The sequence below is a fragment of the Cupriavidus neocaledonicus genome (genome assembly GCF_000372525.1).
Lineage (GTDB): Bacteria > Pseudomonadota > Gammaproteobacteria > Burkholderiales > Burkholderiaceae > Cupriavidus > Cupriavidus neocaledonicus.
In genome coordinates this window covers 81,552-95,416 of sequence record NZ_AQUR01000081.1, presented here as the reverse complement: position 1 = coordinate 95,416, position 13,865 = coordinate 81,552, and the positions used below count along the sequence as shown (strand labels likewise).

Sequence of the window (13,865 nt, the reverse complement as noted above, 5' to 3'; positions counted from 1 at the left end):
TGTGTTTCACCTGGTTGATCGTCGCCTTGTGCCACGATACGCACAACCAAGACTACATCCCGATTCGTGACGCTGTCCCACCCGACAGCGCCACAACCCCTCATGCCTGGTGACCATAGCGAGTTGGAACCACCCCTTCCCATCCCGAACAGGTCCGTGAAACGACTCCGCGCCGATGATAGTGCGGATTACCCGTGTGAAAGTAGGTCATCGCCAGGCTCTTATACTGCAAAACCCCTCGACAGCGTGTGCTGCGAGGGGTTTTGTCTTTGGCGCGGGCCTAAACGCTGCGCTCGCCGTCGTCGCGAAGCCGTAATACCATTACCGCAGTCCTCCATTTCCATCATGTCCGCTGACTGCGCCTGGTATCTCTATCTGCTCGAATGCACCGGCGATTCGATTTACACCGGAATCACCACGGATGTGGCGCGTCGGTTTGCCGAACACCAATCCGGAAAAGGCGCCAAATATACCCGCTCGCGCAAGCCCATTCGCGTGCTGGGGCAGGTGCGCTTCGCCACCAAGTCGGAAGCGCTGAAGGCGGAAATCGAGATCAAACGGATGAGTTCGGCGCAGAAGCGCTCGTTTTGCGCGGCTCTGCCGCTTGCGCCATCAGAACAGCAGGCAGCCTGATTCAAAAAAAACGGCCCGCATCGCAAGCGCGATGCGGGCCGTTTTTCTGGCTTGAAGCCTCAGACCACGGTCAGCGTGACATCGATATTGCCGCGCGTCGCGTTCGAGTACGGGCACACCTGGTGCGCCTGCTCGACCAGCTTCTCGGCAGCTTCGCGTTCGAAGCCCGGCAGCGAGATCTTCAGCTCGACCTGGATGCCGAAACCCTGCGGAATGGGGCCGATGCCGACTGCGCCCTGGATCGATGCATCGGCGGGCACGTTGATCTTCTGCTGGCTGGCGACATAGCGCATCGCACCCAGGAAGCAGGCCGAATAGCCTGCGGCAAACAGCTGCTCCGGATTCAGGCCATTGCCGGCGCCACCCATTTCCTTGGGCACCGCCAGCTTGGCGTCGAGCTGGCCGTCGGACGTGGTGGCACGGCCATCGCGGCCGCCGGTGGCGGTGGCATGGGCGGTATATACGACTTTCTCTAGTTTCATCTAAGGCTCCGGTTTGGTTGCCCGCAGGGGCGCCATCATTAATGCCTGCCGTCAGTCCGGCAGGCCGGAATCGGTCCGCGCTTGTTCGAGCGTCGACCGCAGTGCATGCAAGCGCCGCGTCAGGGCCTGGATCTCTTCGACCGGGCATTGCGTGGCGCATAACATCTGTTCAGGAATCCCCACGGCGCGCTGACGCAGCGCGCGCCCGGCGTCAGTCAGGCTGACCAGGACCCTGCGTTCGTCAGTCGCATCCCGTGTGCGGGTGACCAGACCCGTCGCGGCGAGCCGTTTCAGCAGGGGTGTCAGCGTGCCCGTGTCCAGCGCCAGGCGATTGCCGAGTTCCGAGATCGACAGCGTTTCGGCCTCCCACAAGACCAGCATCACGAGATACTGCGGATAAGTAAGCCCAAGCTCACTTAGCAGTGGCTTGTACAGCTTGGTCATCGCCAACGAGCTCGAATACAGCGCAAAGCATAGTTGGTGATCCAGCAAAAGCCAGTCGGTGACGGGTTCGTTGTCGCGTTCCATGTCGATATATTAGACGCAATTAGATTGTGCGCAAGATAAATTTTAATGTGCGCGCGCAGCTACAGGCGCGGCTAGACGTTGGGATCCGACCTTAAGTCTGTTTTAAGTCTTGGTCGCTAGCATGACGGTGTTGCGTCGCATCGTGCCGACGCCAGATGCTAAAAGGAAGGGAACACCTATGATGCGCCAGACCATTGCTCGCACCGCCGTTGGTATCGCAGCCCTGGCCGCGCTCGGCGGCGGCTACGCCTATCTGCAGCGAGAAGTCATCACCCCGGGCTACGCGGCGCCCGCGCCCGTGGTGGCTGCCGCCCAGCCGGCCGCTGCCGTTGCCAGGCCGATGGACTTCTCCGGCATCGTCGCCCAGTACGGACCCGCGGTGGTCAATATCAGCGTGACCGCGCGCGCCCAGCGCACCGCGGTCCAGATGCCGCCCGGCATCGATCCGGGCGATCCGCTGTTCCAGTTCTTCAAGCGCTTCGGGCCGCAGTTCCAGGGGCCGCAGGGTGGTCCCCAGCAGCTGGTGCGCGGGCAGGGCTCGGGCTTTATCGTCAGCCCCGACGGGCTGATCCTCACCAATGCGCACGTCGTCGACGGCGCGCAGGAAGTGACCGTCAAGCTCACCGACCGCCGCGAGTTCAAGGCCAAGGTGCTAGGGACCGATCCGCAGACCGACGTGGCGGTGATCCGCATCGATGCCAGGGACCTGCCGACCGTGCGCCTGGGCGATCCGTCGCAGGTGCGCGTGGGCGAGCCGGTGCTGGCGATCGGCTCGCCTTACGGCTTCGAGAACACCGTGACTGCGGGCATCGTCAGCGCGAAGTCACGCTCGCTGCCTGACGACACCTATGTGCCGTTCATCCAGACCGACGTGGCGGTCAATCCCGGCAACTCGGGCGGTCCGCTGTTCAACCAGCGCGGCGAGGTGGTTGGCATCAACTCGCAGATCTACAGCCAGACCGGCGGCTACCAGGGCCTTTCGTTCGCGATCCCGATCGACGTGGCGACCAAGGTGCAGCAGCAACTGGTGGCGCACGGCAAGGTCACGCGCGGGCGCCTCGGCATCAGCGTGCAGGAGGTCAACCAGGCGCTGGCGCAGTCGTTCGGCCTGCCCAAGCCGACCGGGGCGCTGGTCAACTCGGTCGAGCCGGACAGTCCCGCCGCGCGCGCGGGACTGAAGCCGGGCGACGTCATCGTGCAACTGGACAACGACGTGATCGACCATTCGGGCGACCTGCCGGAGCACGTGGCCGACATCAAGCCGGGCACGCAGACCTCGCTGAAGATCATCCGCAAGGGGCAGCCGATGACGTTGTCGGTGACGGTTGGCACCGCGCGCGATCAGGCGGTCGCGCAGAAGGCGGGCGGCAAGGAAGCCAATGGCCGGCTGGGACTGGCAGTGCGCCCGCTGTCGCCGGCGGAGAAGCGCGAAAGCGGCATCGATGGCGGCCTGGTGGTCGAGGACGTGACCGGTCCCGCCGCGCGCGTGGGCATCCAGCCCGGCGATGTGATCCTGTCGCTCAACGGTACGCCGATCGCATCGGTCGATCAGCTGCGGACGCTGGTGGGCAAATCGGGCAAGCAGGTGGCGCTGCTGGTGCAGCGCGATGATGCGCGCATCTTCATTCCGCTCGATCTGGGTTGATCCCGGCGGGCACCGCTGCATGCCCGCAAGCCGTTAACCAGCAAGGCTTTGACGTCATCGCGGGCCGTATACCGGCCGTATACCGACACGTTTACGAGTAGGTATACGGGCAGGTATACGGCCCGCTAAGCCTTACCGGAGGCGGGATTCAGCGCAATCAACTGCTTACAGAAAGCGCGCCAGCAGGTATCATCTCGACTGCGATGCACGAAGCATGCGGCGGCAGCCCCCGCCGGCCCTGGTTCTGCTGAATCGACAAAGAGGAAGTCTATGCAGTTGGATTTCACCCGTGCCCCGATGCCGGGTACCGATAGAGCGCGGCGACTGACGTCCACGACGTCAGCCACCGGCTCGGCGCCGAAGCCCCGGCGGCGCAAGAAAGAGGTCGCCCCGCACTGGGAGCGTGGCTACCGTTCGCACTTCTACCGCAACGAGCGCGGCGACAAGCTTGGCGAAGTGCGCCTGTCCGAACGCGGTGAGCTTCCGGTGGTCTACCACTGGGCCGCCGGCAATTACTCCGGCGCGGAAGGCTCGCTGGCCCACGCCCGTGCGCGCGTGGAAGAGACCATCGGTTTCGGCATGCGCCAGCTGTCGCTGTTCTGAGCAGGATCTTCGCCGGTGCCGCGCCCGCCGGCACTGCGACCCGTCCGCGCCCACCCTTTGCGCGCGGTGCCTTCGCTTCTCCCCTGATCTTCCCAGCCGTACCTGCAGTCCCAGCGTAGCCCACAGCCGGCGCAATCCTCGCCAGCTGGCGTCGCGATGCGCGCAGCGCCTACGCAAGCCGCCGCTGCCACAGCATGTACGCCGCCGCGCCAAGCGCCATGGCGGCAATCAGTCGATAGATATCCTCGCAAGCGACCAGTGTGGCCTGCTGCGTAATCAGCGCACTCAACTGCGCCAGCGCGCCCTGGTGTGCCTGTGCCGCGTCGAAGCCGCGCGCGGCCAGCGCCGACTGCATCCCGGCCATCCATTGTTCCGCTTCGGCCGGGCGCTGGCCGAGCGCGTGCAGCAGGCTGTCGTGCACCGCGAACTGGCGATTCTGCAGAAGCACCGCGCCCAGCGCCGAGGCAAAGGAGCTGGCGATCTGCCGCATCAGGTTCTTGCTGCGGTAGCCATGGGCAAATGCATCCGGGCTGAGCGCGCGGAACGTCAGCCCGGCGATGGGAATGATCACCAGCACGCCGAACAGGCCCTTGCCGACGAGTCCCCACGCCAGCGCCGCTGGCCCGGCGTCGGGCGGCATTCGCGAAAACCACCATGCCGTGGCGGCCATCAGCACCAGGCCGGCTATCATCAGCGGCTTCTTGCGCGTGAGGCGCGGCGCGGCCCGCAGGTAGACGAAGATGCCGGCCAGGCTGACCAGCGCGGCAAAGGTGTTGAGCCAGCCAGTGGTGGCCAGCGGGATCTTCAGGGCCTGCTCGGCATAGATCGGGAACAGGTAGCCGCTCAGGTTGCTCACCATGTAGTACACGAAGTACATCGCCAGGCCGGCCAGGTACACCGGCTGGCGCAGCGCGCGCAGGTGCAGCACCGGCGCCCGGTGGTGCCACTGGTGCCACAGGAACAGCGCCAGCAGCGCCAGCCCCGCCGCGGCCACGAGCGCAAGGCGCAGTGGGTGCGAGAACACGTCGAAGCGCGCTTCGGTCAGTGCCGCCTGCAACGTCACGATGGCGGCACCGAACAGCAGCAGCGGTCCGAGCGCGGGGCCGTCGGCGCCGGCGCGTGGTTCGGCATCCGGCAGCAGCAGCCAGGCGCCCAGCGTTGCCAGCGCGGCGAACGGCAGCACGCCGTAGAACACGTCCTGCCAGACGCCGTGCTCGATCAGTTCGGCGGCGAAGGCGGGCGCCAGCGCCGACGCCGTGAAAATGCCGATCATGAAGATGCGCGTGGCGCGCGGCCGCTCCGCCGGCCCGAACAGCACGTTGACCAGGATGCGGCAACTGGTGAACAAGGCACCGCCGCCGAGGCCCTGGATGAAGCGCGCCACTACCATCTGCGGCAGCGCATGGCTGGTCGCGGCCACCACCGTGCCGGCCATGAACAGCAGCAGCGCCCCGGTCAGGTAATGGCGGTAGCCGAACCGGCGCGACAGCCATTGCTGCTTCAGGATCATCAGCATGCTGCCGACGGCGTAGGCGGCCTGCACCAGCGCAAAGCTGCGCGGATCGGCGTCAAGGCCGCCGACGATATGGCTGGAGGCAAACACGAACATGATGTTCTCGAGGAACTCCACGCCCGTGGCCAGCGCCAGCAGCAGCATCAGCACGGTCTGCCGTTGCGGGCGGCTCAGCCAGCGCAGCCAGCGCATGCCCGCGCGCAATCGCCACAGCGGCCGCCAGGCCGATCCCGGACTCATGGCAGCAGCGTCTCCAGGGTCTGGTGCAGCACGCTCAGCGTGCGGGTCGCGCCGGCCAGGCCGCTTGCGCCGAGAGGCGCCCAGGCCGCGCCATACGCGGCATGGACCGCCGGGGCGGCGCGCTCGAGCAGGCGTCGACCGGCCGGGGTCAGGGTCAGCTCCAGGCTGCGCCGGTCGCTGGCCGACGCACGCCGGCGCAGCAGCCCGCGTGTTTCCAGGCCATCCAGCAGCCGTGTCATTTGGGTGCGGGTGGCATCGAGCGTGGTGCCCAGTTCGGACGGCATGCTGGGCTCGCCCTCGTCGGCGGCCAGCATGCTCAGCACCAGGTACTGGCTCATCTCCAGTTCAAAGGGCGCCAGGGCGTGGTCGATATGGCCGCGCAGCAGGCGCGCGGTGCGCAGCAGCAGCCGCGAGGCCAGGATCAGGTCGCGTGGGGCTTCAGGGTGGCTGGCGCAAAAACGGTCGATGCGTTGCTCGAATGACATGGCGGGGCGAGAAATTGATAACAACTGATATAGTTACAAACGTAATTATATCAGTTGTAGCCAACCACGCCGGTCCCTCGTCCGGCTAGCGACGCAAGGCCGCCGAGGCCCGGCGGATGCCGGCCCGCATCGAAGCCAGTGCTTGCGCATGCCGGTCGGCCGGCAGGTCGCCGTAGCGCAGGCTGATATAGGCGGCGCTGACGGCGGCGATCGCCTCGCCGGCAGCCGGCAGCCGGGCGCTGGCCCGCGCGGCAAATTCCTGCGGGCCTTCGGCCGGCGCTCGCGTGCAGCCGTGGCGGGCGAGCGCGGCGCAGAAGCGGGCATAGGCCGCGCCGACCGGGTCCGCCGGCGCCCGCCGCCGCCACAGTGGCACCAGCGCCAGCAGGCACAGCATGCCAAGCACGGCAGCCAGCAACGGTCCGGCCCCGACGCTGGTGCCGAGCGCCTGCAGCAGCCGCTGCTGCCGCGCGTGGTCGTACTGCAGCACCCAGCGCTGCCAGGTGTAGACCATGCCCTCATAGGCCCAGCGCAAATCCTTGAGCCAGCCCGGCTGTCGCGACGGACGCCAGTCGGCCGCTTCGCTGCCGACCACCGCATCCAGCCCCTGCTCGATGCGGCTGGGCGCGACTGCGCTGGTCGGGTCCACGCGTATCCAGCCGCGGCCATCGAGCCACACTTCGGCCCATGCGTGCGCATCGGACTGGCGCACCACGTAGTGGTTGGCCATGGGGTTGTATTCGCCGCCCTGGTAGCCCGTGACCACGCGCGCCGGCACGCCGGCGGCGCGCATCAGGAAGACGAAGCTGCTGGCGTAGTGCTCGCAGAAGCCGCGCCGCGTATCGAACACAAAGCTGTCGATCTGTTCGGCTCCCAGCGGCGGCGGGGCGAGCGTATAGGCGAAAGGCGCTGCCGCGAACAGCCGCAGCGCGGCCTGCACGCGCGCCGCGGGATCGGCATGGCGCTGTGCCCATTGCGCGGCCAGTGCGCGGGCGCGCGGGTTGCCCGGCGGCAGGCTCAGCGCCAGCCGCAGCGTGGCCGGCGGCAGCGCTTGCGCCGGCGGCGTCAGCGTGGAACGCGTGCGATAGCGGATGCGCTGCTCCACCGGCCGGCGCGCCATGAACTCGCCGTCGGCCGTGATGGCGGCCTCCGCGCCGGCGGACAGCGCCTGGCCGCGGTCGAGCACGAACAGCCAGCGCTGTCGGCTGGGTTCCAGCGTGATGCTGATGTCGATGCCTGCCGTGCTGCCGGCGACGCCGGCCGCCGGGGCCAGTTGCTGCCGCCGCAGCCGCGAGGGGTGCCAGGTGGTGCCGTCGTATTCCCACAGCACCAGCGCGCGCCAGTACAGCGCGGCCGCGGGCAACGGCGGGCCGGCGATTTCGGCACGCAGGGCGATCTCGGGCGAACGGATCAGTTGCCCCACGCTGCCCGGGCGCATGGTGTCGCTGATGCCGGTGGTGCCGCTCTGCGCGGACTGGGGCAGCTGCCACAGCGGGTGCTCCAGGCGCGGGAACAGCACGAACAGCGCCAGCGCCCACGGCAAGCCAAGCAGCGCCATGCGACCCAGCAGCGGCCAGATCGCCAGCCGGCTGCGTGCCTCGGGGTGATGCAGCAGCAGCCAGTTGCGCAGCACCCAGGCGCCAATGGCCAGGCTGTACAGCGCCAGCCAGAACGGCTGGTCGGACAGGTACAGCGTCAGCAGCAGGTAGAACGACAGCTGCGTGACCAGGGTCGCGTCCGACAGCGCGCGGCATTCCAGCAGCTTGAGGATGACAAAGGCGCCCAGCAGCGCCACGGCCAGCTCGCGTCCGATGCCGCCGCCGTCCTGCCACACCAGCGCGCACGCCACCAGCAGCACCAGCAGCGCGGTGGTGCCGAGCATCCAGCGCGACGGCAATGGCGCGCGCCGCCGCCACAGCAGCCAGCGCCACGCCAGCAGCAGCACCAGCAGCAGGCTCACCGCCACCGGCAGCGTGCGCGCCTGCGGCGCCAGTACCAGCGCCAGCTGGCCGAGCAGCAGGCCGTGGTCTTCATGCCGCAGCGGCCGGGGCGCGGGTTTCATGCGGGTTCCGCGGCGCGGATTGTGCCAGGACGATGGGGCCACAAGGCCAGCGCTTCGAGGCACGCGCGCCGGTGGCTGGCGCCGCGCGCGGGCGGCAACTCGATGCCGGGCAGGCGCAGGCCGATCTCGATTTCGTCGCCGGCCGAGAGCAACCATGCGCACAGGCGCGACAAGCGCGCCTCAGCCTCCATGCCGGCGGGCAGCGCGTGCCAGTCCAGCCAGCGCGCCGGCTGCCGCGGCGGATCGCCGGCGCGGCTGAGCCAGCGGCCGGTGCGCGCGCTGTGCTTCCAGGCGATGCGGTGCAGCGAATCGCCGCTGCGGTAGCGGCGCAGCTGGTCGATGCCGTCTTCGCTGTGGGTCGTGCTGGCGGCAGCGCGCGCGTCGTCGCCATCGTCGGGGCGGTGCGCGGGCGGTGGCGGTGGGGCGCCGGCTTCCGGTGCGGGGTAGACCAGCGTCGACAGCTCCAGGTCCGCATGGCTCCAGACATGGAACAGGCCGAACGGAAAGCGGCTGGCGATCGTCACGCGCGGCAGCGCCAGGCGGCCGCGCCGTGGCGCCGGCACGTGCAGCGCCAGCATGCCGCTGGCATTGGCTTCGAGCGTCAGCGCCGCGGCAGCGACTTCCGGCATGGCCGGCACGCGCGCCTCGATGCCGATGCGCGCGTCGCCGCCACGGCTGTCGACGCGTACGTGGAAGATCGCGTCCTGCCCGGCATGGACTGCCGCCACCGGCCCCGCGGCGACGGCGAGATCCAGCAGGTTGCGGTAGGCCAGCCACATGCATGACATGCCGATGCCGGCGAGCATGAAGGTCAGCGCAAAGCCCAGGCTGATGTTGTAGTTCAGCGAGGTCATCAGCATTGCCGCCAGCACCACCGCAAAGCCGACCCCGCCGCGCGTGGGCAGGATATAGAGATGGCGGCGGTCCAGCAGTACCACGCCGCCCGCGCCGCCAGCAGGGCGCCGGCTGGCGGCGCGGCGCCGGGCGAGGCGTGGCGTGCCGCCGAGCACGCCCTTGCGCGCCGCCATGGCGCTCAGGGAATCGCCACGCCGGCCAGCAGCGCGGCCAGGTGGCCATCGACGGCGGCGTGGCCGCCGGCGCCGGCCGGCAACAGGCGGTGCGCGGCCACGGCCGTGAACACCGCCTGCACGTCTTCGGGCAGCACCAGGTCGCGCTGGGCCAGCAGGGCCCAGGCGCGCGCGCAGGCCAGCAGCGCCAGCCCGGCGCGCGGCGACAGCCCCGCGGCAAGGCCGCCGTGGCTGCGCGTGGCCTGCACCAGCGCCAGCACGTAGTCGACCAGCGCCGGGCTGGCGTGCACCTGCGCGGCCGCGTCCTGCAGCGCCAGTACCTGGCTGCCATCCATCACCGGCGGCAGCTCCGCCGCGCTGGCGCCACCCAGGTACAGCACGCGCTCGAAGGAGGGGTCCGGGTAGCCCAGCGACAGCCGCATGGTAAAGCGGTCCAGCTGGGATTCGGGCAACGCGTGGGTGCCGATCTGCTCCAGCGGGTTCTGCGTGGCGATGACGAAAAACGGCGACGGCAGCGCGTGCGTGGCGCCGTCATGGGTCACCTGCCGCTCGGCCATCGCCTCGAGCAGCGCGCTCTGGGTCTTGGGCGGCGCGCGGTTGATCTCGTCGGCCAGCACCACCTGCGCGAACACGGGGCCGCGGTGAAAGCGGAATTCGCCGGCGTCGCGGACAAAGACCGAAACCCCGATCAGGTCGGCCGGCAACAGGTCGCTGGTGAACTGCACGCGCTGGTAGTGCAGCCCGAGCGTGCGCGCCAGCGCATGCGCCAGCGTGGTCTTGCCCACGCCCGGCACGTCTTCCAGCAGCAAGTGGCCGCGTGCCAGCATGCAGGCCAGCGCCAGCCGCACCTGTTGTGGCTTGCCAAGGACAATGCGGCCCAGCTGGGCCTGGGCCTCGGCCAGCGAAGCGACGATGCGGGGGCGTGCAGTCACGTGGGACCTCGGCGCAGAGCCTGAAAAAATCGCGGTGGATGCAGGAATTATCGGGCAAAGACCAGCGCATTGTAGCGGCGCCCACCGCAGGCGCGACCGTCTGTTGCCGTACGCACGCGGCCGCCGGCCCGGCGCCGAGTGCAGGCTGCGGATGCGGCGCCTGCGCCAGATGGCGCTGGTTCTGGCATCATGAGCCTGTCGGGCCACCGCGGCCCTGTTCCTGTTTCCGCCCCTTTGCGCGGCCCTGCGCCGCACCTGCTGCAATGACCTCGCTGGACCCCTGCGCCGACGTGCCCGCTTCCACCTTGTCCGCCGATGCCGGCGCGTTGCCGCGCCTGGCGCAGGCCTTCCATGCCAACGGTTTCGTGATCCTGCGCGGCTTTGCCGACGAGCCGGCGTGCGCGGCGCTGGAGGCGGTGACGCGCCAGCATCTCGCCGCGGCGGTGCCGCCGGTGGAGTTCGAGGCCGACCTCGGCTATCCGGGCGCCCCGGCCACGCGCGACGCCGCCGGCGGCGGCACGGTCAGGCGCCTGCGCCAGGCCTACGGGCGCGATGCGGTGTTCCGCCGCTGGGCCAGCGATCCCAAGCTGGTGGCGGTGGTGCAGGCCCTGCTGGGCGAGCCCGCCCGCATCACGCTGGCGCATCACAACTGCGTGATGACCAAGCATCCGCACTACGGCAGCCAGACCGGCTGGCACCGCGATACCCGCTACTGGTCGTTTGCGCGGCCGGAACTGGTGACGGTGTGGCTGGCGCTGGGCGACGAGGACGAGCGCAATGGCGTGCTGCGCGTCATCCCGGGTTCGCACCAGGCCCGGCTCGAGCCCGGCCAGCTGGACCCGGCCGAATTCCTGATCGAAGCGCACCCGGCCAGCCAGCCGCTGCTGGATGCCGCGCAGCCGCTGGCGCTGCACCGCGGCGACGTGCTGTGCTTCGACAGCCGGCTGTTCCATGCGGCCGGCCGCAATGCGTCCAACGCGGTCAAGCTGTCGGTGGCGTTCGCGTATTTCGGCGCCAGCAACCGGCCGCTGGACGGCACGCGCTCGGCCGAGTTCGGCAGCGTGGAGTTGCCCGCGGTCTGAGCCGGCGCCGCTGCGCTCAGGTGCGCAGCCCGACCAGCCCGGAGATCTTCTCGGAGGCTTCGAGCAGCGGCGGCAGGAAACGCTCCAGCATCTCCTGCGCGCTGGTGCGGTTGGCCTGGCCACTGATGTTGATGGCGGCGATGGTGTGGCCCGCGCGGTTGCGGATCGGCGCGGCAAGCGACACCAGCCCTTCCTCCAGCTCCTGGTCGTTCAGGGCCCAGCCGCGCTGGCGGATATCGGCGACGATGGCCTTGAGCGTGTCAACGTCGGTCACAGTGCGCCCGGTGCGCGCGCGCAGCTCGGTGGCGCGCAGCACGCTGTCGAGCTCGGGCTCGCTCAGCCCGGCCAGCAGCACCCGCCCCATCGACGAGCAATATGCCGGCAGGCGGCTGCCGATCGACAGGTTGATGGTCATGATCTTGCGCGCCGGCACGCGCAGCACGTAGACGATCTCGGTGCCGTCCAGCACCGAGATCGAGCAGCTTTCATGGACCTGCTGCGACAGCGCCTCCATGATCGGCTCGGCCAGGTTCCAGAACGGCATCGAGGTCAGGTAGGCGAAGCCCAGGTCGAGGATCTTGGGCGTGAGCCGGAACAGGCGCCCGTCGGCCTGCACATAGCCCAGTCCCACCAGCGTCAGCAGGATGCGGCGCGCGCCCGCGCGCGTCAGGCCGCTGGCCTGGGCGATTTCGGTCAGGGTCTGGGCCGGGTGCTGCGCGTTGAAGGCGCGGATCACCGACAGCCCGCGTGCAAAGGACTGCACATAGCTGTCGCTCGGCTTTTCGGGCGCGGCGGCGCTGTCGGCGGTCGGCGATGCTGGCGGCGGGGTCTGGCGGGGATCGGTGGGACTGGCCATCTGCGTAGCCCGGCGCGGTTCGCCGGATTGGCACGGAAAGGCCGAAAGGGTAGAGGAAATGCCGGGATTGCGCCAGTGCCGGGCCCGGACCGCCCCCCACGCCGGTACCCTGGCCTTTAGCGGAAGCTGCGCTGCACCAGCACGAACACCGCCCCCGCCACGCACAGCGCGGCAAAGCCATGCAGCAGGTCCATGCCGGCGAGCAGCGTCGCCTGCCGGTCGACTTCCTGCGACAGCCTGGCCAGCCCCGCCGCGGACAGCGCGTCGGGCATCTGCAGCACCGGGTTGAAGCGGGTGATGTGGTCGACCAGGTGCGTGCGGTGCTGCGCCAGGCCGTCCTGCATGAAGACGCTGGCGAGCCCGGTGCCCATTGCCGAGGCAATCTGCTTGCACACGTTCTTGAACTGGTAGGCGTGCGAGAAATCCCGGACCGGCACTTCCAGGTAGGTCATCGACGCCACCTGCACCATCAGCAGCACGGGCGTCAGCCCCTCGAGCAGCACCACCGGCACCAGCGCGTAGTCCGGCGCGCCCGGCATCAGCTGGGTCGACAGCAGCATCGCCGCGCACGCGTAGACGACAAAGCCGGCCGCGATCACGCGCCGCTTGCGGAACACCACCGCCATGCCCAGCGTGATCACGATGGCGCCGATGGCCGACACTGTGCCGCTGGTCGACAACAGCATGCAGGTGGTGCGGAAGGTCAGCCCGAGCCCGGTCTGCGTCAGCGTCGGCAGCAGGAAAGACCACGCCGACGACAGCAGGTAGTACAGCGTGTAGAAGCCCAGCCCGTACAGGTACTGGCGCCCGGCCAGGCGCGAGAAGTCGATCCACGGGTCCGGATGCCGATACAGCCGCCAGCCGCTGAAGGCAAACAGCGCCACGCCGCACAGCGCGGCCAGCGGCATCTCCGGCGAGCTGAAGAAGCGCGTGTAGCGCATTTCCTGCAGCGTATGCAGGAACACCAGCGCGCCCAGCGCGGCGGCAATGGCGGCCGGCCAGTCCAGCGTCGACACCGGCGGGTGCGGATCGCGCGGCGCTCGCGTGGGGTAGGTCAGCGCGACCGACAGCAGCACCGGCAGCGCAATGCCGGCCTGGAACAGGAATACCGCGCGCCAGCCGATATCGTCCAGGAAGATGCTGGTCAGCCAGGGCGTGATCGCCAGCATCGAAAACGCGCCGCCGCCGAAGCGCAGCATCAGCGGGGCGCGCTCGGCCGGCGTCGACACCAGCTGGACCAGGATGCGCGAGGCTGCGAACAGGCCGCCCGCGCCCAGCCCCTGCACCGCCTTGCCGGTGATCAGCCCGGCCGGGCTGGCAAACTCCGCGCAGATCAGCGAGCCGGCGATAAACACCAGCAGCGACACCATGGTGAAGCGCTTGTACGTGATGCGGCGCGCGAGCTGGTCCAGCACCATGTTCATCAGCACCGCGGTGGCGGCGTAGGCCGAGATCGCGTAGAGGTAGTCTTCCGGCGCGGCACCGACGCCGCCCTGGATATGCTGGCTGGCCACACCCATCATCAGCGTGGACGAGAAGTCGATGCCGGTCACCAGGCCCAGCGTCAGACCGAACAATGAAAGACGCCAGTGACCCATCTCGGGGTGACTGGCGATTTGCATGCGCGGGCGCTGGGGGGACGCGGTGCCGACGGCGGCGGGGGCGGGGATGGCTGGAATGGCGGGGGCTAGCGCGTCCGATCCAGCCTGGACAGGCGTTTGTTGCATCGCTCAAGCATAATGTAGGCCCACCGTCGAGAACTACAGCTTGTCAGGGAAA

At 69.1% G+C, this 13,865-nt stretch carries 13 protein-coding genes and 1 rRNA gene; 5 read left to right on the top strand and 9 right to left on the bottom strand.

Annotated features, from left to right (window positions below; genetic code table 11):
- Positions 1–105: 105 nt before the first annotated feature.
- A 5S ribosomal RNA gene (gene rrf, locus A3AG_RS0107340) occupies positions 106–219 on the top strand.
- 126 nt (positions 220–345) lie between these two features.
- On the top strand, positions 346–633 hold the full coding sequence (locus A3AG_RS0107335; protein WP_018004796.1) for a GIY-YIG nuclease family protein: 288 nt from the start codon (positions 346–348) through the stop codon (positions 631–633).
- Positions 634–692: 59 nt separating this feature from the next.
- On the opposite strand, the gene A3AG_RS0107330 is transcribed toward A3AG_RS0107335, so the two are convergent.
- The gene (locus tag A3AG_RS0107330; RefSeq protein WP_018004795.1) at positions 693–1,115 is read right to left on the bottom strand and encodes an organic hydroperoxide resistance protein; all 423 of its coding nucleotides are present in this window, start codon (positions 1,113–1,115) and stop codon (positions 693–695) included.
- Between the two features lie 51 nt (positions 1,116–1,166).
- Entirely contained in the window at positions 1,167–1,643 is a 477-nt protein-coding gene (locus A3AG_RS0107325; protein WP_018004794.1) for a MarR family winged helix-turn-helix transcriptional regulator, read from the bottom strand.
- Positions 1,644–1,821: 178 nt separating this feature from the next.
- Here A3AG_RS0107325 and A3AG_RS0107320 point away from each other — a divergent pair, with 178 nt between their 5' ends.
- Both A3AG_RS0107320 and A3AG_RS0107315 read left to right on the top strand, forming a co-directional pair.
- The gene (locus tag A3AG_RS0107320; protein WP_026164019.1) at positions 1,822–3,288 is read left to right on the top strand and encodes a DegQ family serine endoprotease; all 1,467 of its coding nucleotides are present in this window, start codon (positions 1,822–1,824) and stop codon (positions 3,286–3,288) included.
- 270 nt (positions 3,289–3,558) lie between these two features.
- Positions 3,559–3,891, top strand: coding sequence for a hypothetical protein (locus tag A3AG_RS0107315; RefSeq protein WP_018004792.1), 333 nt, complete (start codon positions 3,559–3,561; stop codon positions 3,889–3,891).
- Between the two features lie 169 nt (positions 3,892–4,060).
- On the opposite strand, the gene A3AG_RS0107310 is transcribed toward A3AG_RS0107315, so the two are convergent.
- The 5 genes from A3AG_RS0107310 to A3AG_RS0107290 all read right to left on the bottom strand — a co-directional run bounded on the left by A3AG_RS0107310 (position 4,061) and on the right by A3AG_RS0107290 (position 10,148).
- On the bottom strand, positions 4,061–5,644 hold the full coding sequence (locus A3AG_RS0107310) for an MFS transporter (RefSeq protein ID WP_018004791.1): 1,584 nt from the start codon (positions 5,642–5,644) through the stop codon (positions 4,061–4,063).
- A complete protein-coding gene (locus A3AG_RS0107305; protein ID WP_018004790.1) occupies positions 5,641–6,129 on the bottom strand; it encodes a MarR family winged helix-turn-helix transcriptional regulator in 489 nt (162 codons plus the stop codon). The genes A3AG_RS0107310 and A3AG_RS0107305 overlap by 4 nt, the downstream gene beginning before the upstream one ends.
- Positions 6,130–6,214: 85 nt before the next feature.
- Positions 6,215–8,188 carry a transglutaminase TgpA family protein gene (locus A3AG_RS0107300; RefSeq protein WP_018004789.1) on the bottom strand — a complete coding sequence of 658 codons (1,974 nt, stop codon included), beginning with the start codon at positions 8,186–8,188 and terminating at the stop codon, positions 6,215–6,217.
- The gene (locus A3AG_RS0107295; RefSeq protein WP_018004788.1) at positions 8,185–9,216 is read right to left on the bottom strand and encodes a DUF58 domain-containing protein; all 1,032 of its coding nucleotides are present in this window, start codon (positions 9,214–9,216) and stop codon (positions 8,185–8,187) included. The genes A3AG_RS0107300 and A3AG_RS0107295 overlap by 4 nt, the downstream gene beginning before the upstream one ends.
- A gap of 5 nt (positions 9,217–9,221) precedes the next feature.
- A complete protein-coding gene (locus A3AG_RS0107290; protein WP_018004787.1) occupies positions 9,222–10,148 on the bottom strand; it encodes an AAA family ATPase in 927 nt (308 codons plus the stop codon).
- A 263-nt stretch (positions 10,149–10,411) separates the two neighbouring features.
- Between A3AG_RS0107290 and A3AG_RS0107285 the strand changes: the two genes are divergently transcribed.
- Positions 10,412–11,230, top strand: coding sequence for a phytanoyl-CoA dioxygenase family protein (locus A3AG_RS0107285; protein ID WP_018004786.1), 819 nt, complete (start codon positions 10,412–10,414; stop codon positions 11,228–11,230).
- Positions 11,231–11,246: 16 nt separating this feature from the next.
- Here A3AG_RS0107285 and A3AG_RS0107280 read toward each other — a convergent pair whose 3' ends face one another.
- Together A3AG_RS0107280 and A3AG_RS0107275 are read right to left on the bottom strand one after the other, a co-directional pair.
- Positions 11,247–12,086: an IclR family transcriptional regulator gene (locus A3AG_RS0107280; protein WP_018004785.1), complete on the bottom strand. Its 840-nt coding sequence runs from the start codon at positions 12,084–12,086 to the stop codon at positions 11,247–11,249.
- A 116-nt stretch (positions 12,087–12,202) separates the two neighbouring features.
- On the bottom strand, positions 12,203–13,813 hold the full coding sequence (locus tag A3AG_RS0107275) for an MFS transporter (RefSeq protein WP_018004784.1): 1,611 nt from the start codon (positions 13,811–13,813) through the stop codon (positions 12,203–12,205).
- Positions 13,814–13,865: the final 52 nt, after the last annotated feature.